We start from the raw sequence: 18,814 nt of genomic DNA, 5'->3' as shown, positions 1-18,814 counted from the left end.
ATGGTGGTCGATGATTCCGCTTTCATTCGCGGCATCCTCGCCCGCTGGATCTCAGAAGAGCCGGACCTCACTCTCATCGCCTCCCACCCCAACGGGCGGCGCGCGGTGGATGACGTCATCCGTTCGCAGCCCGATGTGGCCATTCTCGACATCGAGATGCCAGAGATGGACGGGCTGCAGGCTCTGCCGCTCATTCTCGAAAAGCGGCCGGGCACAGCCGTCATCATGGCCTCGACGCTCACGCGTCGCGGCGCCGAGGTCAGCATTCGTGCTCTGACCTTGGGGGCTGCCGACTACGTTCCGAAGCCCGATTCCACCAACGGACTGCTTGCGGCGGCGGACTTCCGCCATGACCTCATTTCCAAGGTGCGCAGCCTTGGTGCCGGGGTGCGTCGCGGCAAGAGCTTCCGCACGCCTGCTCCGGCCACGGCCCGGCAGTCTCCGGGCACATCCGCGCCGACTACCGCACGTGCGGCAGCGATTCCCGCCGCAGCCAAGCCCAAGGTGCGTTTGCGCCCCGCTTCAATGAGTGCAGTGCGTGCCCTGGCGATCGGTAGCTCCACGGGCGGTCCGCAGGCGCTGACCCGCTTCTTCACCGATGCCGGCAGTGCACTGACAACCATCCCGGTGTTCGTGACACAGCACATGCCGCCGACCTTCACCACGATCCTCGCCGAGCACATCGCCAAGGCTTCGGGCCGGCCGGCCGCCGAGGGGATCGATGGCGAGCCCGTGCGTCCCGGTCACATCTACGTGGCTCCCGGTGGCAAGCACATGCTGGTGGCAAAATCGAATGGCACGACGGTGATCAAGCTCTCGGATGCACCGCCCGTCAACTTCTGCAAGCCGGCAGTGGATCCGATGTTTCAATCGATCGCTGACATCTATGGCAGCGCCACCCTTGCTCTCGTTCTCACCGGCATGGGATCCGACGGAGCCAAGGGGGCGACCATCATCGCCGACGGCGGCGGTGCCGTCATCGCGCAGGACGAAGCTTCGAGCGTGGTCTGGGGCATGCCAGGCGCGACCGCAGAGGTCGGAGCCTGCTCCGAAATTCTACCGATAACGGAAATCGGGCCCCGCGTGGTTCGACGAATCTCAGGGGGACGCTCATGATCACACCTGCGGACTACGAGTTCTTCCAGAGATATCTGAAGGCGCAATCGGGCCTGGTGCTGCAGGAGGGTAAGACCTATCTGCTCGAGTCACGCCTTCTTCCGGTGGCCACGCATTTCGGGCTACCGAGCATCGCAGCACTTGCCGCAAAACTGCGGCAGGGTTCCATGGAGATCGGCAAGGCGGTCGTCGACGCGATGACGACCAACGAATCCTTTTTCTTCCGGGACAAAACGCCGTTCGATTTGTTCAGCGACGTGATGCTGCCGACGCTTTTGCGCAATCGTCCGGTCACGCAGCCATTGCGCATTTGGTGCGCGGCGGCCTCGTCCGGTCAGGAGCCCTATTCTCTCGCCATGATCCTTCGCGAGAAAGTGGGAATCGTCGCCGGACGCAAAATCGAAATCGTTGCGACCGACATTTCCGACGACATGTTGAAACGAGCGAGCGCTGGTATCTACACGCAGTTTGAGGTTCAGCGCGGACTCCCGGTCCAGCTCCTCCTCAAATACTTCAGGAAGAATGGGGAAAACTGGCAGATTTCCGAAGACATCCGACGCATGGTGACGTTCCGAAATCTCAACCTGTTGCATTCCTTCACGACCCTCGGAATGCTCGACATCGTCTTCTGCCGCAATGTGCTGATCTACTTCGACGCGGCCACGAAAGGCGACATTCTCGATCGGGTCTCGCGCAATTTGCGGCCGGACGGCTATCTCGTGCTCGGCGGCGCCGAGACGGTGGTTGGCGTGAGCAGCAAGTTCACGCTCGTTCCCGGCCAGCGCAACCTTTACGGCCTCGCGGGCAGCCAATCGGCTGTCGTCGCGGCCTAATCGAAAGCCGCTCCGCGCCAAGGCGGAGCGGCATTTTTTTGACGTGCATCCCGTCGTCAGATCGGCTGATCTATAAGCGATCAAGGCGTATGAGGAACTCAAGCTTCAGCTTGCCAGGATAGGTCCGCTAGAGTACCTTTTAGGCGAAGCGGCAAAGCTGCGGCATCTGTCGCGACCCCCAACGCCGCCAGCTAAGACCGGCCTGTCTCCATGCCAAGAAAGCTCCTGCTCGTCCTCATCGTCGCGGCACTCCTCGTCGGCGTCGGCTATTCCTATTGGCCTAAGATCAAGGCCATGGTGACGGGCGGGAACGAGAACGCCGCAATCGCCTCGAGCAACGGTCGGATCGAAGCGGTCGAGATCGACATCGCCAGCAAGACGGCCGGCCGCCTGCAGGAGGTTTATGTCCGGGAAGGCGACTACGTCGCCGCCGGCGAAAAACTCGCCAAGATGGACACCGCCTCGCTCGCGGCGCAGCTGCGCGAGGCCCAGGCACAATTGCGCTCTGCCGAGATCGGTATCGAGACGGCAAACAGCCAGGTCACGCAGCGCCAGGCGGAAAAGGAGGCGGCCGAAGCCACCGTGGCGCAACAGGAGGCCACGCTGGAAGGCGCTGAAAAACGCCTCACCCGCAGCCAGACCTTGCAGGAACGAGGCACCGGTTCCGTTCAGCAATACGACGACGACAAGGCCGCTTACGAAGGTGCGAAGGCAGCCCTTGCCGCGGCAAAGGCCAAGGTGGCGGCCGCTGATGCGGCTCTCGGCTATGCACGCTCGGGCGTCGTCAAAGCGGAAGCGCAGGTGGACGCGATGCGCGCCACGGTCGAGCGGATCAAGACCGATCTCGACGACAGCACGCTCACCTCGCCACGGATGGGCCGCGTGCAGTATCGCATCGCCGAGCCCGGTGAAGTCGTCAATGCCGGCAGCGCGATTTTGAACCTCGTCGACCTCTCGGACGTCTATATGACGTTCTTCCTGCCGACACTTCAGGCGGGTCGTGTGGCACTGGGTGCCGAAGCCCGCATCGTGCTTGACGCCGCCCCGCAATATGTGATCCCGGCGACCATTTCCTACGTGGCCGATGTCGCCCAGTTCACGCCGAAGACCGTGGAGACGGTCGAAGAGCGGCAGAAGCTGATGTTCCGTATCAAAGCGCAAATCCCTGCCGAGCTTCTCAAGGAGCATATCCGCTACGTGAAAACGGGTCTGCCGGGGATGGCCTATGTGAAAACGGACGGCAGTGCCGACTGGCCGGATGACCTCAAGGTCAATGTGCCGAAAAAGGGCGCGCCCGAGCCTGAGCCCGGGGGAGCGCTGACGGGCGCAGAATGAAGCCGCCCCTGCCGACCTTTCCCCCAGAGAGCGAGACGCATCCACCCGTCGCAACCCTCGCGCATGTGGGATTGCGGTTTGGTGCCACGCAGGCACTCGACGATATCACGCTCGACATACCGGCCGGACGCGCCGTTGCGCTCATCGGGCCCGATGGCGTCGGCAAATCGAGCCTCTTTTCTCTCATCTCCGGAGCCCGTCGCGTCCAGAAAGGCGAGGTCCGGGTTCTCGGCGGCAGCATGAAGGATGCCGGCCACCGCGCCGCAATCTGTCCGCGCATCGCCTACATGCCTCAAGGGCTCGGCAAGAACCTCTATCCGACACTATCGGTCTTCGAGAATCTCGATTTCTTTGCCCGCCTCTTCGGCCATGCAAAGGCGGAGCGCGAACGCCGCATCCACGAGCTGACCGAAGCCACCGGCCTCGCCCCCTTCCTGACGCGGCCGGCAGGCAAATTATCGGGCGGCATGAAGCAAAAGCTCGGTCTTTGCTGCGCGCTCATTCACGATCCCGACCTCCTTCTCCTTGATGAGCCGACGACCGGCGTCGATCCCCTCTCGCGCCGTCAATTCTGGGAGCTGATTGACCAGATCCGGGCTGACCGCCCGCATATGAGCGTCGTCGTCGCCACCGCCTATATGGAGGAGGCCGCACGTTTCGACTGGCTCGTCGCCATGGATGGCGGCCACATCCTGGCAACGGGGACGGCGGACGAGCTTCTCGCGAAAACCGGGACCGCGACGCTGGAGGCCGCCTTCATCGCGCTCTTGCCTGCAGAAAAACAGGCTGGATATCAGCCCGTCGTCATCCCGCCGCAGGCACAAGAGGACGGCGGCGTCCCCGCCATCCAGGCGGAAGGGCTGACCATGCGCTTCGGCACCTTCACCGCCGTCGACCATGTGAGCTTCCGCATTCCGCGCGGCGAGATCTTCGGCTTCCTCGGCTCCAATGGCTGCGGCAAGACCACGACGATGAAGATGCTGACCGGCCTGCTCGCCTCCTCAGAAGGCAAAGCCTTTCTGTTCGGCGAAGAGGTCGACCCGCGAGACCTCGCCACCCGCGAACGGGTGGGATACATGTCGCAAGCCTTCTCGCTCTACACCGAGCTTTCGGTGAAACAGAATCTCGAGCTCCACGCCCGTCTCTTTCGTGTTCCGGAGGCGGATATTCTGGCGCGTATCCGCGAGATGGTGGAGCGTTTCGAGCTTGCCGACATCATCGATGAATTTCCCGATTCGCTGCCGCTCGGGCACCGCCAGCGCCTGTCGCTCGCGGTCGCCATGATCCACAAGCCGGAGATGCTCATTCTCGACGAGCCCACCTCCGGCGTCGATCTCGTCGCCCGGGACGCGTTCTGGCGGATGATCGTGGAGCTGTCGCGCCGCGACGGGGTGACGATCTTCATCTCGACGCACTTCATGAACGAGGCGGCACGCTGTGACCGCATCTCACTCATGCATGCCGGCAAGGTGCTCGTCACCGACAGGCCTAAAGACCTGGTCGAAAAGCGCGGTGCCGCTTCCCTCGAAGATGCCTTCATCTCCTATCTGGAAGAGGCGGGCGCCGACGAGGAACAGGCCCCAAAGAAAACCGCTCTCATCGCCCAGAGGCCGGCCCCCGAGATGCGACCCCCGCGCCGCTTCTTCGATCTGCGCCGCATGGCGAGCTATTCGCGCCGCGAAAGCCAGGAGGTGCGCCGCGACCCGATCCGTCTGACGCTCGCCATCATCGGCAGCGTAATTTTGATGTTCATCATGGGCTACGGCATCAGCCTCGACGTGGAGGATTTGAGCTTCGCCGTCCTCGACCGCGACCAGACCGGCCTGTCGCGGGATTATGCCTTCAACATCTCCGGTTCACGCTACTTCATCGAGAAACCGCCGATCACGAGTTACGAAGACCTCGATCAGCGTATGCGCGCCGGCGAAATCGGCCTGGCGATCGAAATTCCGCCAGGATTCGCCCGGGATGTCGCGCGCGGCGACAATGTCGAGATTGGTGCTTGGATCGATGGCGCCATGCCAACACGGGCAGAGACGATCAAAGGCTACGTGCAAGGGATGCACACCCAGTGGCTGCTCGCCAAGGCGAAGGAAACCGGCCGCTCGACCGCGCTTGCCAGTCTCGTCGATCTCGAGACCCGCTTCCGCTATAATCCGGACGTAAAGAGCATCGTCGCCATGGTACCTGCGGTGATCCCGATCCTGTTGATGCTGATCCCGGCGATGCTCGCCGCCTTGAGCGTCGTGCGCGAAAAAGAGCTCGGCTCCATCGTCAATTTCTACGTGACGCCGACGACGAAGCTGGAGTTCCTGATCGGCAAGCAGATCCCCTATATCGTTCTCGGCTGGTTGAGCTTTCTGCTTCTGACGGCACTCGCCGTGACGGTTTTCGCCGTCCCCTTCAAAGGCAGTTTTCTCGCCCTTGCGACTGCCGCCTTCCTTTACGTCTGCTCGGCCACGGCCCTCGGCCTTTTCATGTCGACCTTCATGAAAAGCCAGATCGCCTCGATTTTCGGCGTGGCGATCCTCACGATCCTGCCGGCCGTCAACTTTTCCGGGCTGACAGACCCGGTCTCGGCACTCGAAGGCATCGGCAGATTGGTCGGGGAGATCTATCCGACGGCGCATTTCCTCACGATCGCGCGCGGCACCTTCTCAAAAAGCCTCGGATTCTCGGAACTGAGCGGAGCTTTCCTGCCGTTGGCGCTTGCGACCCCGGTCCTCCTTGCCGCCACCACGCTTCTCCTCAAAAAACAGGAGCGGTGAGATGCGGCTCGCCAATATCGGCAATCTCGGGGTGAAGGAACTCCGCAGCCTGGTGCGCGACCCGATGATGCTCGTCCTCATCGTCTATGCCTTCACGCTTGGCGTCTACGCGGCAGCCACGTCGATGCCGGAAAGCCTCAATCGGGCCACCATCAGCATCGTCGATGAAGATCGATCGCCGCTCTCGACGCGCATCGTCTCAGACTTCTATCCGCCCTATTTCGTTCCTCCGAAGATGATCACCGCGTCGGAAATGGACCAACGGATGGATGCTGGCCTCGACACCTTCGCGCTGGTCATTCCGCCCGATTTCCAACGCGACATGCTGGCCGGACGCACACCCACTTTGCAGCTCAATGTCGATGCGACGCTCGTCACCCAGGCCTTCACGGGATCAGGCTATATCCAATCGATCGTCCTCGGCGAGGTGGAGGATTTCGCCCGCCACTACCGCGCCATCGACCAGCTCCCGGTCGAATTGGAGCTGCGTGCCCGCTTCAATCCGCTCCTCGACCGCGCCTGGTTCGGCTCCATCATGGAAGTCATCAACAACATCACGCTTCTGTCGATCGTCTTGACCGGAGCGGCCCTCATCCGCGAGCGGGAGCATGGCACGGTCGAGCATCTCCTCGTCATGCCCGTGACGCCGTTTGAGATCATGGCAGCGAAGATCTGGGCGATGGGCCTCGTCGTCGTCGTATCCTGCTTCCTGTCGCTCACCGTCATCATCGAGGGGCTTCTGTCGGTGCCGATCGAAGGCTCGATCGCTCTTTTCCTGGTCGGCGCCGCACTGCACGTCTTCGCCTCGACCTCGATCGGCATCTTCCTGGCAACGCTGGCACGATCGATGCCGCAATTCGGGCTTTTGCTGATCCTCGTCCTTCTGCCTCTCGAAATGCTGTCGGGCGGCATGACACCGCGCGAAAGCATGCCCGATATCGTCCAGACGATCATGCTCGCGGCACCAAACACGCATTTTGTCATGCTGGCGCAGGCAATCCTTTATCGCGGCGCGGGATTCAGCGTCGTGTGGCCGCAATTCCTGGCGATCGCAGCGATCGGAGCGGTCCTCTTCACCCTGGCGCTGACCCGCTTTCGCAAGACGATCACGGAAATGGCCTGAGCCTCAACCAGTCGTAAACGCGCCGGAGAGATCGACACGGGCCGTCGCGAAGGCGGTCTCGAAGACTGAGAGATGCCCCGGATCGGCAAAGGCCGGAACGACTGTGGTGGCGTTCACGGCACGAGCCAGACGCACGTTCTGCGGCAATGTCGGATGGACGTTGTAACGGCGGAAGGCCGCCTCCCCGTCTTTCACCATTTTGTACGCGCGCGTCGTTTTTGGGAGATGACCGGTAAAAACCACGGAGAGATCGCGCATATGGCGATCGATAATCTCCCCGCTCACGCCAGAATCACCATCAGCGTCAGCGGCGAGAAAGACGTCGGCCTTGGCCCCGGGATCGCCCGCATCACCCGCGTTTTCGGCAAGGTGCCCGGCGCGTTCCGCAACGCCCGGCGCGGCAAACTCGCTATCGGGACCGGCGATGCGCCGAAGATATCTCCGCACGTTCTCGTCGACCGCAATCTTGCGACCGGCCTCGTCGGCAATCAGCGCCATCTCGATGCCGCGCCCGTCCGGAGGGACAGGGATGAGCACACGCCCCTTTGCAGTGAGCTCCAGAACGTCGCCGATTTGAGCCGACCGCGGCTCGTTCGCATCGCCATAGGAGGCGTCGAGCACAATCGTCGCCGCTTGCGGCGGCGGATCGAAGGCGAAGACGTTCGATTCATCCGTATGGTCGCCCATATAGATGAAGCCGCCGGCGACATCGAGGAAGGTCCACACCCCGCCGATCGCATGTCCGTCGCGCCCGGTCTTCGCGCGAAGACCGGCGATTTCCGTCGCACCATGGGCGGGCAGCTCATGCGCGTTGGCCGGCCGGTCGATACGGGCAAGCACCGATCCGCTCGCATAAAGCGCCGGATGGCCGAGTGCCTCCAGGCCGTCGAGCGCGCCGATATGATCGAAATGGCCATGGCTGATAACGACGGCATCGATCTTGCCGACGCTCGAGAGATCGGCACGTCGGCCGGTCGCCTTCTCCTCTCCGAGATCGAAGATGATGCGTCGCCCCTCTGCCTCGACGAGAAATGTCGCCGGCTGTTTCGGGCCGAGCCCTGAGAGCGCCTTGAACGTCAATCCCATCAGGCGCGCCCCGCCGGCAGCAACCAACCATCACGCACGGAAATCCGGACGGCAGCGCCTTCCTCAGGCGGCAAGCCATGGCATTCGAGCCTCAAAACATGTTCTCCTTGGTCGATTTGCGCCGACACGATGGTCGCCGCTCCTTGAAAAGCTGCTGCGGTGACGCGCGCTTCCATACCGGTACCGTCGAGCGCAAGATCGGCGGGGCGTACGCAGAGAAGGCGCTCTTCACCAGCCGCCGCCTGCCCCCTCACCCGCATCTGCGCACCAAAAGCCTCCGCGACGACGATCCCATCCTCCTGCCCGATCACCGTGACCGGCAGGACCATGCCGCGTCCGACGAACCGCGCCACCATCTCGGTTGCAGGCTCCGCGTAGAGCTCCCGCGGCGCGGCGATCTGTTGCAAGGCGCCGCGATCCATCACCGCGACCCGGTCGGCAAGCGCCATCGCCTCGCTCTGGTCATGCGTCACGTAGACGAAGGTGGCGCCGATCTCACGGTGAAAGCGGCGAAATTCGATCTGCATCGCCTCGCGCAGATGCGCGTCGAGATTGGCGAGCGGTTCATCGAGAAGCACAACAGAGGGCTGCATGGCGAGACAGCGGGCAAGCGCGACACGCTGTTTCTGTCCGCCTGAGAGCTCCGCCGGCTTGCGCTTGGCGAGGCCGCCAAGTCCGACGAGTTGAAGCGCATCCTCGATCCGCCGCCGGCATTCACCAGCCTCTAGACCGCGCACCTTGAGTGCGAACCCGATATTGTCGGCGACCGACATGTGCGGCCAGAGCGCATAGGACTGAAACACCATGCCGACATTGCGCTCTTCCGGCGGCAACGCCCAGCCCGCCCGGGCCACCACCGCGTCACCGAGGTGCAATTCGCCCGCATCCGGCACTTCAAAGCCGGCGATCAAGCGCAAAAGCGTGGTCTTGCCGCAACCGGAAGGCCCGAGAAGCGCCAGGAACTCTCCATTTTCGATGGCAAGGTCGACCGCACGCAGGGCGTCCGTCTCGCCAAAACGCTTGCCGAGCCCGAAAGCTGTCATCCCCGCCATGGCACAACTCCGGAAGGCAGTCTGCGGGCAAAGAGCGCCGCAATGCCGGCAAGCCCGAGGGCCGCGATCAAGGCGAGCGTCGCAAGCGCGGCGGCAGCAGTGGTGTTTCCTTCCCGATGCAGGAAGAAGACCATGACGCCGAGCGTCTCCCAGCCGCTCGACCACAGAAGGGCCGAGACGGTGAGTTCGTTGAAGGCCTGCATGAAAATGAGAAGCCCACCGGCCGCAAGCGTCGGGGCAAGAAGCGGCGCGAGGACCGACTTGAGGCGCGTGAGCATACCGGCACCCGCAGCGCGCGCCGCCTCGTCCATGCCCGGATCGAGGCTTTTCATGGCGGCGACCGTCGGGCGCAGAACGAGAGCGAGAAAACGGGCGAGATAGGCGACCAAGATGATCCAGCCGGTGTTGTAGAGGCTGACGCCGAGGCCAGGCAGCGGCGGCAGGAAGACGACGATGATGGCGATGGCGAGCACCGTGCCGGGAATGGCATAGGGCGCATCGGCAAAAAGGTCGAGAAGGCGCGCAAGCGGACGCCGCTCGATCACCGAAAGATAGGCGAGAGGCAGGGCCACCGCCGCGCTGATCATCGCGGCCGAAAGCGCGAGAGCAAAACTGTTGATAAAAGCCCGCTGCGCGGCCTCGTAGCCGAAAAGCACGAAGCGGTAATTCTCCAGCGTCAGCGTCTCGAGCGACAGTGGCACGCCAAGCGCCGGCAACAGCGAGGTGCCGACGAGGGCGAAGAGCGGCAGGATGGCGATGACGGCCAGGAAGGCGAGAAACGCACCCTCGATCGGCAAACGCGTGCGGCCGAGCGGGAATGGCACGAGCGGTGAGCTGGAGCGTTCGATGGCAGCCCCGAAACGCCGTGCGATCAGGCTCCGCAGGAGAAGACCGGCAGCGGCGATCAGCGTCAGAATGACGGCAAGTGCTGCGACCTGACCAAGTACCTGCGGCCCAAAACCTTGCAGGCGCTGATAGATGAGCGTCGTCAGCATCGTGTAGCGGCCGGGGATGCCGAGAAGTGCCGGCACGCCGAAATTGCCGATCGAAGCGACGAAAGCGAGCGCAGCCCCGCTCAGGACGGAGGGAAAGGCGAGAGGCATCAAGATGCGCGTGACGATGCGAAGAGGCTTGGCGCCGGCAAGCCGCGCCGCTTCGACGATATCCATGGGCAACGAAGAAAGCGCCGCGCGCACCGTCAGAAAGACGAGAGCCGCATGCTCCACGCCCATGACGACGACGATACCCCATTTGGAATAAAGCGGGTTGGTCGTGCCGGGCTCGGGTGCAAGTCCGAGCGGCGCCAGGATCGGGCTCGTCGGTCCCGTGAGCTCGATCCAGGCGAGTGCCATGATCTGCGACGGGATCAGGAGCGGCAAAAGCAGCATGAAGACGATCGCGCCCTTCCACCGCATATCGGTGAGAACGAGGAGCGTGGCGGCGACGGCCCCGATGACGACGGAAACAAGCGTGGAGAGAAACGACGCCTCGAGCGTATGGCTCAGGGCGCGGATCGCTGAACGGCTTTCCCACTGATCGAAGAACGTGCCGAACAGCACACCGTCCTTGTTGGGCGCCAGTGCCTCGGCGAAGAGTTGTCCAAGCGGCCACAAAGCGAAGGCCGCGAGATAAAGGGCAACGAGAACGAGGAGGAAATGGCGCTCAAACAAGCGCATGAGGGGCAGGCGCGAGGAGGCCGCGCCCGCGGCACCGGCATCAACCGCCGAAGAGCTCAGCGAAATTCTCCTTGTTGGCCTGGTCGTTTTCAAGCAGCGTCTCGGCGTCTGTCGGCAGGATCTTGAGGCTGCCCACCTTCGGATAGCCCTCGGGCGGCGTCACATCGTCGAAGATCGGGAAATAGCCCTGAGCCACGGACTGTTCCTGCGCTTTCCTGGAAAGCTGCCAGTCGACGAAGGCTTTGGCGGCTTCCGCATTGTCGGTCGACTTCAGGATCGCCACGGGTTGCGAGATCGCGGTCACGCCCTCTTGCGGAAACACGAACTCGACCGGCGAGCCCTTCTTCTTGGCGTTGAAGGCCATGTATTCGATCATGATGCCATAGGCCTTCTCGCCGCGGGCGACGGCTTCGATGACGGAGCCATTGCCCTGACCGGCGATCGCACCGTTATCGGCGAGCGCCTCGTAATAATCCCAGCCGAACTCGGGCTGCTGCACCATCGTGCCGACATGGATGACGGCGGCACCCGAATAAAGCGGCGACGGCATGGTCGTCTTGGACGCGACGTCTTCAGCCTTCAGGTCCGCCCAGGAGGTCGGCGCCTCATCGACGAGATTGGTGTTGTAGACGATGCCGGTGGTGATGAGCTTGGTGCCGAAGAAGGTGTGGTCGGGATCGATGAGCGCATCGGGAATATCGGCGATCGGCGCATCGTCATAGGTCATCAGCCGGTCGTCGTTCTTGAGCTGCGTCATGGCGACGGCATCGGCGATGAGCACGACATCGGCGGGCGAGGAACCTGCAGCGAATTCCGCGAGCAGCTTGTTCATCACCTCGGTCGTGCCGGAGCGAAAGAGCTCCACTTGAACGTCCGGATAGTCTTTGTTGAAGGCCTCGATCACGCTCTGCATCTGCTCGCTCGGCTGCGAGGTGTAGACCGTGAGCGTGCCGGAGGGCTCGGCGGCTGCACTGTCGGCAAGACCGAGGGCAAAGGCCGCAGCCGCAAGCCCGAGGATTGGCTTAATCATGTTGGACGTCCTTTTGAGGTAGAGGCGAGCGAAAACCCGCCACCGGCTAACAGAGGCATGTGACACTTGTCTAACGCTCTTGCCGGCCTCCGATACAGCCTTGCAAGAGCGACACAAACGCCTCCCCGGCCGCTTCGAGCGGACCTGAATTGTCGATGACGGTGACGTCGTCGCCGGTGACCGAGACGAGATCGGCCCGATCGAGACGGCGCGCGATTTCCTCCGAGCTCTCGCGCCCGCGCGCGTTCAGTCTTTCAAAAAGAACGTCTCGGCGCGCCGTCACCACGACGACGCGCAGCGGCCGGTATTTTGTGCGCGCCGGCTCAATCGCCATGCGCGAGACATTGACGACGACGGAGGCGCCGCCGGCAAGATCCGCCTCGATCGCCCTCGGGATGCCATAGGCGAGCCCATGCGCCCGCCAGGACAGGGCGAAGGCACCCGCTGCGGCGGCTTCGTCGAACTCCGCTTCGCTCAAGGTGAGATTGTCTTCAAAATCACTTTCGCTCCGCGTCACGGTGCGACGGGGGAAGACCATGTAAGGCACATCCAGAAGCCTCTGCCGCGCATAGTCGATCAGACTGTCCTTGCCGGCCCCGCTCGGACCGACGACCAGCACCAAGGTGCCGGAGCGAAAAGGCTGTGGACCATTCACGCGACGCGACACCCCTGGCGCCAGACCGACCGCACGACGGGCACGCCATCGTCGAAACGCACCTGAACGAAATCGGCGCGCTTGCCAGGTGCAATCACGCCGCGGTCGTCGAGCCCGACCGCCTTTGCCGGATTGGCCGAAACCATGGCGACCGCTTGCGGCAGATCCACACCCTCGACGATCTCCGATATCGCGAACACCGCCTGGATGAGGCTGAAAGGCACGTAATCCGAAGAAAGCACGTCGAGGAGGTTCTCCGCGGCGAGTTCGGCTGCGGCGACATTGCCGGAATGCGAACCGCCGCGCACGATGTTGGGCGCCCCCATCAAGACCTGCATGCCCGCCTCTTTGGAGGCACGAGCCGCCGCGACCGTGGTCGGAAACTCCGCCACATGCACACCGAACTCGACGGCCTCGGCGACATGGGCCTCCGTCGCATCGTCATGGCTTGCCAGCCGGATACCACGCTCACGACAAAGGTCGGAGATGAGCTTGCGGTGCTCGGCAGACCAGCGCCCTCCCTCCGCCATTCGGCGATCGACGAAGCTCTGAAAAGCTTCGTCATCCATACCGGTCTTGCCCTGGTAATAGATCTTGTAGGCGTCAAAGCTCGCAAACTGCCGCTGTCCGGGCGTGTGATCCATCAGCGAGACGAGCTTGAGCCGTGGATCGTTCTCGAAAAGCGCGAAACCGTCCATCACGTCGGAAGCAGAGACTTCGCATCTGAGATGCACGAAATGCTCGGCTCTGAGCCGGCCCTTGTCCTGGCTCTCCTCGATCGCATCGGCGAGCCCGCGCATTTCCTGGACCTGGACGCGGGCATCTTCATCCGCACCGACACGAAGCGCATCGAGGACCGTTGTGATGCCGGAGGTCGCGACCTGCGCATCATGAGCTTGCACGGCAACGGCCGGATTCCACCGGACCCCAGGGCGCGGTGCGAAATGGCCTTCGAGATGATCGGTGTGGAGTTCCACAAGCCCCGGCAACAGCCAGTCACCTTCGAGATCGATACCACCAGACCCGATTCCGGGATGACCGATCTCACGGATCGTCTCTCCGGCGACCATCAGATCGCCGTCCTCAACGGAATCGGCAAGAACCATACGTGCGTTGCGAAAAACGATTTCGCTCATGGGATGGATTTTCTCTCGCTAGGCCCGCGCAGATTGCAGCGGGCGTGAATTTGAAAAAAGGCGCCGCGCTCCGGCTCGGTGAGAAGCGAAACGCCGTCGAGCGCGAGCGAGGTTTCGATGACGGAGCCGAAATGCTGGTGAAGCGCGCCCTCCACGATAGAGCGTCGCTCCTCTGAGACCGGACCGGTCAGTGTCATGTGGAAGCGAAATTCATCGAAGACATAAGGATAGCCCCAGCGATCGAGATATTCGCGCTGGCGTTCGGTGAGCTCCTCCGGCCGGCGGCGTGCGCGATCGTCATCGCTCAAGGGCGCGCGGAACGGCTCAAACGCCTCCACCGCAGCATCCGCGAGCGCTCGAACGGCGGGGACGTCCTCCTGCGGCACGAGCGCAAAGAAAGGCCCGATGGCGCGGATTTCGAGCGGCCCGAGTTCGATAACGCCATGTTCGGCGCAGAAGCTGCGCAACGCCTGCTCCACATCCTCCGGCGAGACGCCGTCGTGAAGGGCGAAAGGCGGCTTCAAAGTGGCGTGGAAGCCGTAACGCCGGGGCGCATCGGTGACGGCCCGCACCTCCTCGGCGCTCAAGGCACCCACGGCCTTTTGCTCGACCGGACCATCGGAAAGGTCGCGGCCGATCCAGTCATTGGCGGCCTGCGTGACCGGATGATCGAGGGCCGGGGTGAAATAAAGGGCGACGCGCATGGGGATCTTTCGTTGGTATCTCCTCAGATCACCACTTTGCGCAATTGTGCCGAAAGGATGTCCACGATGGAGACGGTGACGATGACGATCAGGATGATCGCCGCGGTCTCCGCGTAGAGGAAAGAGCGGATCGATTCAAACAGCACCTGGCCGATACCGCCCGCCCCGACGATGCCGAGCACCGTTGCCTGGCGCACATTCGTCTCGAACCGGTAGAGCGAAAACGAGATCCACAAAGGCGCCACCTGCGGCACGACACCGAAGACGATTTCCTGCAATCGGCTCGCCCCGGTGGCACGGATGCCTTCGACGGGTCTCGGATCGATCGCCTCCACGGCCTCTGAGAAGAGCTTCGCGATAATACCTGTATTATGCACAAAAAGCGCCATCACCCCGGCAAAGGGGCCAAGCCCGACGGCCGTGACGAAGAGAACGGCGAAGACGAGTTCGTTGATGGCGCGGGTCGCATCCATCAGGCGGCGCACCGGCTGCACAATCCAGATCGGCGCGATATTCGACGACGACAGAAGCGCGAAAGGGATGCCGAAGAAGATCGCAAGCACCGTGCCCCAGACAGCGATCTGCACGGTGAGGATCATCTCCTCGACGTAATAATGCCAGTCACGGAAGTTCGGTGAGAGAAAACCGCCAGCGTAGTCGGCCATATTGCCGGCATCGGTGAAGAGGTTGAGGAAGCGCACCATCTCGGCAGGTCCCCAGCTCCAGATCAGCACCAGGACGATGCCGCCCCAGACGAGATAGCTGTAGAGCCGGTCGGTGAAACTGCGCGGGGGGACCGAAACCGTCTTCTCAGCCTGTGTGGCTATCGCCATTCGTCTCTCCAGTGAAAAGCGCCGGACCCAGGGTCCGGCGCCAGATCAACAAAGGTTTCAGCCTCAGGCCTGCGGAACCTTGTCCATCAGCTTTTCGATCTCGGCCTTCTCGGAATCGAGCTTTTCAAGTTCGCTCTTCTTCTCATCGTCCGACATCGTGTCGGCGGCCTCGATCTTCGCTTCCTGCTTGGTGATCTCCATGATGCGGATCGGATAAAGCTGCGCATCGGAAGACGGCTTGAACGGCGCCCAGCCCAGGCCCTCGAGGACTTCGCGCGCACCGGCGACTTCTTCCGGCGAGCCGAGACGGCCATAGCTCATGATGAAAGTGTAGACTCTGCGCTTGGTCTCCTCGTCGAGATCCTTGCGCCAGACGAGCGGATCGGACGGGATCAGCGGCGACTGCCAGATCACCTTGATCTTCTTGCGCGCTTCCGGCGCCGTCACTTCCAGGCGACGGAGATTTTCCGTGTTGTTGGCGGCGACATCGACCTGACCGTTGGCGGTCGCCATGGCGTTCGCCTCATGATTGGCGTTGCGCACCGTCTTGAAGCAATCCTGCGGCGTCACGCTGTTCTTGGCGAAGATGAAGGTAGTCGGCACCAGGAAGCCGGAGGTGGAATTCGGATCGCCGATGCCGAAATCGAGCGACTTGTCGCATTTCAGCACATCGTCGAGCGAGTTGATCTTGTCGTTGTCGGCCTGCGTGATGAGAACCGACCAATAGCCGGGGTTGCCTTCCACATCGACGGTCTGCGCGAAGATCTCGCCATTGGCGCGATCGACCGCTTCCATCGCGGATTTGTTGCCGTACCAGGCAACGTCGACCTTGCCGAAGCGCATGCCTTCGATGACGCCCGCATAATCAGAGGCGAAGAAGGCGTTCACCTTGAGGCCCGTCTGTTCGGACATATTCTCCAGGAACGGATCCCAGACCGTCTTCAGGTTCTGGCTCGATTCCGTCGAGATGATGCCGAAGTTCAGTTCCTTCTGGTCCTGCGCAAAGGCGCCGGAGGTGCCGAACGCAGCCAGGAGGGCAGCGGCGGCAATACCTTTCGTCAGTCGATTCATGTCTCACTCCTCGATTGCTCCGCCGCGGGGGGCGGGAGTTCACCGCCTCGTGGCGGATCAAGTCACAGCCAATTGGCGGGCTATCTTGGCGACAGCAGGCTCGGGGCGCTTCGCTGGCTGCGGCTGTTCGGCCGGCGCGCCCGGCAGAACGAGCTCCTCGCTCGCATCGCCATAGATCTCGCGCAGGAAATCGTTGGTGAGAGCCGCGGACGGCCCGTCGAAAGCGACCTCGCCATTCCGCAAAGCCAGGGTGCGCGGGCAATAAAGGCGCGCATATTCCACCTGGTGCAGCGAGACGATAACGGTGATGCCGTCGGCGCGGTTGATCTCGCCGAGCGCTTCCATCACGCGCCGCGCGGACGATGGATCGAGCGAGGCGATCGGCTCATCGGCAAGAATGACCTTGGCACCCTGAACGAGAGCGCGGGCGATCGCGGCCCGCTGCTGCTGGCCGCCGGACAGCGTGGAAGAACGCTGCCGCACCGTCTCGGCAATGCCGACGCGGGCAAGGGCGCGCATCGCCTCTTGCTGTTCGGCTTTAGTGAACAGGCCGAATGTGCCGCGCCAGGCCGGCACGCTGCCGAGACAGCCGACAAGCACATTGGTCAGGACAGACAGACGCCCGACCAGATTGAACTGTTGAAAAATGACGCCGATCTCGCGACGGATGCGGCGTGCATCGCGCGAAAGCCGGCCCTCCGACTGCATCACCTGGTCGAGCACAGTCACGCGGCAGGCGTCTCCGCTGCCCCGCTCAAGACCGGCGATATGGCGGATAAGCGTGGATTTGCCGGAGCCGGAAGCGCCGATCAGCGCCACCATCTCACCCGGTGCGACATCGATACTGACATTGCGCAAGGCGAGCGTCTTGCCGTAGCGCTTCGACAGCTTCTCAACACGGACTGCAGGGACATTCAAAGAAGCGGTTACGGGCATCGGCCTCACCTGCCCGCCTGCCGGGCTGATCGATAACCGTTCCCTAACAGCCGACCTTATCGCTCCGATTTCGCTTTCATGACATTTCGAAGTCGGTGGGAAAGCCCCCGAGATGAAGTGCCAAGAGACTGATCAAATTCCGTTTTCTTCGTACTTTGTCAGAAATGCTTCGACCGAAAGCGCCCGGAAATCGGCAAGTGCCACACGAAGTCGCGCATGCGGCCAGTCCCACCACGCAAGTCCCTGGAGCCGGGCCGCGACCTCTTCGGGAAATCGCCGCTTGATGAGGCGCGCAGGCACGCCCGCCGCGATTTCATAGGCGCCGACAGGTCGGGAGACGACCGCGCCGGCCGCGATGATCGCCCCATCGCCGACCCTCACACCGGGTAGAAGGATGGCCCCATGGCCGATCCACACGTCATGACCGATGACGACCGAATTGTCGCCACGCCAGGCGAAAAAGTCCTCGTCCGGCTCGGCATCCTCGAAATAATCGTCGGAGCGATAGGTGAAATGATGCTGGCTTGCCCGCCACACCGGATGGTTGGAGGCGTTGATACGCACGTTCTGAGCAATCGAGCAGAACTTGCCGATCGTCGCGCGTGCCACGTTGCCGTCCTCGGTGATGTAGGAATAATCGCCGAGGTTTGAGTTCTGGAACTGCGTGCGCGCGCCTATCGCCGTATAGCGCCCGAGGCGACTGTCCTTCACCACCGCATCCGGCGCGATCAGCGGCGTTTCCGAAAGCTTCGTCATGCGGCGAGCCCGGGAGAGAACGCGCTCACGTCGATCTCACGATCGGCCACGGCGGCACGCATCTCGCCATCATGAAAGATGCCGAGGAAGCTGCGCCCCGCCGCCTTTCCCTCCGCAATCAAGGCAACCACCACATCGCGGTTTTTGGCATCGAGCGAGGCCGTCGGTTCGTCGAGAAGCAGGAGCGGATGGCCGGCGATGAAGCCCCGGGCGATGTTCACCCGCTGCTGCTCGCCGCCGGAAAACGTGGCGGGTGGCAGGTGCCAGAGCCGTTCCGGCAGGTTGAGGCGGGCAAGAAGCGCGTCGGCGTTGGCGAGCGCCTCCTCACGGGACGCGCCGCGCTCCACGAGCGGTTCGGCGACGAGATCGCGCGAGGCGACGCGCGGCACGACACGCAGGAATTGACTGACATAGCCGAGCGTGTCGCGACGAACCGCCAGCACACGCCGCGGATCGGCAACGGCGATGTCGGTCACATCCCCCTCGCCGGCGACACGGATCGTGCCGCGATCGGCTGAATAATTGCCATAGATCATCTTGAGGATGGAGCTCTTGCCGGCACCGGACGGCCCGCCGAGCACAACGCATTCGCCGGGCATCAGGGTGAAGGAGACGTTCTCCACCACGGGGATATGGATGCCGCCGCGCAAATGCATCGTGAAGCTCTTGGCAACGTCGGCAAGTTCAAGACGGGGCTGCATCGC

At 62.9% G+C, this 18,814-nt stretch carries 17 protein-coding genes; 5 read left to right on the top strand and 12 right to left on the bottom strand.

Annotated features, from left to right (window positions below; translation table 11 throughout):
- From J2R99_RS10645 to J2R99_RS10625, 5 genes are all read left to right on the top strand, one after another.
- Entirely contained in the window at positions 1 to 1,116 is a 1,116-nt protein-coding gene (locus J2R99_RS10645; RefSeq protein ID WP_307155682.1) for a protein-glutamate methylesterase/protein-glutamine glutaminase, read from the top strand.
- The gene (locus J2R99_RS10640; protein WP_307154462.1) at positions 1,113 to 1,949 is read left to right on the top strand and encodes a CheR family methyltransferase; all 837 of its coding nucleotides are present in this window, start codon (positions 1,113 to 1,115) and stop codon (positions 1,947 to 1,949) included. The genes J2R99_RS10645 and J2R99_RS10640 overlap by 4 nt, the downstream gene beginning before the upstream one ends.
- 210 nt (positions 1,950 to 2,159) lie before the next feature.
- Positions 2,160 to 3,284 (top strand): HlyD family secretion protein, encoded by a 1,125-nt coding sequence (locus tag J2R99_RS10635; RefSeq protein WP_370872344.1) that lies wholly within the window; start codon positions 2,160 to 2,162, stop codon positions 3,282 to 3,284.
- Complete coding sequence (gene rbbA / locus J2R99_RS10630; protein ID WP_307154461.1) at positions 3,281 to 6,052, top strand: ribosome-associated ATPase/putative transporter RbbA; 2,772 nt, start codon at positions 3,281 to 3,283, stop codon at positions 6,050 to 6,052. The genes J2R99_RS10635 and rbbA overlap by 4 nt, the downstream gene beginning before the upstream one ends.
- 1 nt (position 6,053) lies before the next feature.
- Positions 6,054 to 7,175 carry an ABC transporter permease gene (locus J2R99_RS10625; protein WP_307154460.1) on the top strand — a complete coding sequence of 374 codons (1,122 nt, stop codon included), beginning with the start codon at positions 6,054 to 6,056 and terminating at the stop codon, positions 7,173 to 7,175.
- 3 nt (positions 7,176 to 7,178) lie between these two features.
- Here the strand turns inward: J2R99_RS10625 and J2R99_RS10620 are convergent, their stop codons facing one another.
- The 12 genes from J2R99_RS10620 to phnL all read right to left on the bottom strand — a co-directional run bounded on the left by J2R99_RS10620 (position 7,179) and on the right by phnL (position 18,811).
- Positions 7,179 to 8,261: an MBL fold metallo-hydrolase gene (locus J2R99_RS10620; protein WP_307154459.1), complete on the bottom strand. Its 1,083-nt coding sequence runs from the start codon at positions 8,259 to 8,261 to the stop codon at positions 7,179 to 7,181.
- Complete coding sequence (locus tag J2R99_RS10615) at positions 8,261 to 9,313, bottom strand: ABC transporter ATP-binding protein (RefSeq protein WP_307154458.1); 1,053 nt, start codon at positions 9,311 to 9,313, stop codon at positions 8,261 to 8,263. The genes J2R99_RS10620 and J2R99_RS10615 overlap by 1 nt, the downstream gene beginning before the upstream one ends.
- Positions 9,301 to 10,989 carry an ABC transporter permease gene (locus tag J2R99_RS10610; protein WP_307154457.1) on the bottom strand — a complete coding sequence of 563 codons (1,689 nt, stop codon included), beginning with the start codon at positions 10,987 to 10,989 and terminating at the stop codon, positions 9,301 to 9,303. The genes J2R99_RS10615 and J2R99_RS10610 overlap by 13 nt, the downstream gene beginning before the upstream one ends.
- Positions 10,990 to 11,029: 40 nt before the next feature.
- Complete coding sequence (locus tag J2R99_RS10605) at positions 11,030 to 12,019, bottom strand: ABC transporter substrate-binding protein (RefSeq protein ID WP_307154456.1); 990 nt, start codon at positions 12,017 to 12,019, stop codon at positions 11,030 to 11,032.
- A 70-nt stretch (positions 12,020 to 12,089) separates the two neighbouring features.
- On the bottom strand, positions 12,090 to 12,686 hold the full coding sequence (gene phnN / locus J2R99_RS10600) for a phosphonate metabolism protein/1,5-bisphosphokinase (PRPP-forming) PhnN (RefSeq protein WP_307154455.1): 597 nt from the start codon (positions 12,684 to 12,686) through the stop codon (positions 12,090 to 12,092).
- The gene (locus tag J2R99_RS10595; protein ID WP_307154454.1) at positions 12,671 to 13,810 is read right to left on the bottom strand and encodes an alpha-D-ribose 1-methylphosphonate 5-triphosphate diphosphatase; all 1,140 of its coding nucleotides are present in this window, start codon (positions 13,808 to 13,810) and stop codon (positions 12,671 to 12,673) included. The genes phnN and J2R99_RS10595 overlap by 16 nt, the downstream gene beginning before the upstream one ends.
- Positions 13,807 to 14,514 (bottom strand): DUF1045 domain-containing protein, encoded by a 708-nt coding sequence (locus J2R99_RS10590; RefSeq protein ID WP_307154453.1) that lies wholly within the window; start codon positions 14,512 to 14,514, stop codon positions 13,807 to 13,809. Before J2R99_RS10590 ends, J2R99_RS10595 begins: the two co-directional genes overlap by 4 nt.
- A gap of 23 nt (positions 14,515 to 14,537) precedes the next feature.
- Positions 14,538 to 15,347, bottom strand: a complete 810-nt coding sequence (gene phnE / locus J2R99_RS10585) for a phosphonate ABC transporter, permease protein PhnE (protein WP_307154452.1) — start codon at positions 15,345 to 15,347, stop codon at positions 14,538 to 14,540.
- A 63-nt stretch (positions 15,348 to 15,410) separates the two neighbouring features.
- The gene (gene phnD, locus J2R99_RS10580) at positions 15,411 to 16,418 is read right to left on the bottom strand and encodes a phosphonate ABC transporter substrate-binding protein (protein WP_307154451.1); all 1,008 of its coding nucleotides are present in this window, start codon (positions 16,416 to 16,418) and stop codon (positions 15,411 to 15,413) included.
- A 57-nt stretch (positions 16,419 to 16,475) separates the two neighbouring features.
- A complete protein-coding gene (gene phnC, locus J2R99_RS10575; RefSeq protein WP_307154450.1) occupies positions 16,476 to 17,354 on the bottom strand; it encodes a phosphonate ABC transporter ATP-binding protein in 879 nt (292 codons plus the stop codon).
- A 132-nt stretch (positions 17,355 to 17,486) separates the two neighbouring features.
- Positions 17,487 to 18,110, bottom strand: a complete 624-nt coding sequence (locus tag J2R99_RS10570) for a DapH/DapD/GlmU-related protein (protein WP_307154449.1) — start codon at positions 18,108 to 18,110, stop codon at positions 17,487 to 17,489.
- Positions 18,107 to 18,811: a phosphonate C-P lyase system protein PhnL gene (gene phnL / locus J2R99_RS10565; RefSeq protein ID WP_307154448.1), complete on the bottom strand. Its 705-nt coding sequence runs from the start codon at positions 18,809 to 18,811 to the stop codon at positions 18,107 to 18,109. Before phnL ends, J2R99_RS10570 begins: the two co-directional genes overlap by 4 nt.
- Between the last annotated feature and the right edge of the window lie 3 nt (positions 18,812 to 18,814).

The organism is Rhodopseudomonas julia, assembly GCF_030813515.1.
Lineage (GTDB): Bacteria > Pseudomonadota > Alphaproteobacteria > Rhizobiales > Afifellaceae > Afifella > Afifella julia.
The sequence above is the reverse complement of the archived record's forward strand: the minus strand, read 5'-3'. Positions and strand labels throughout refer to the sequence as shown.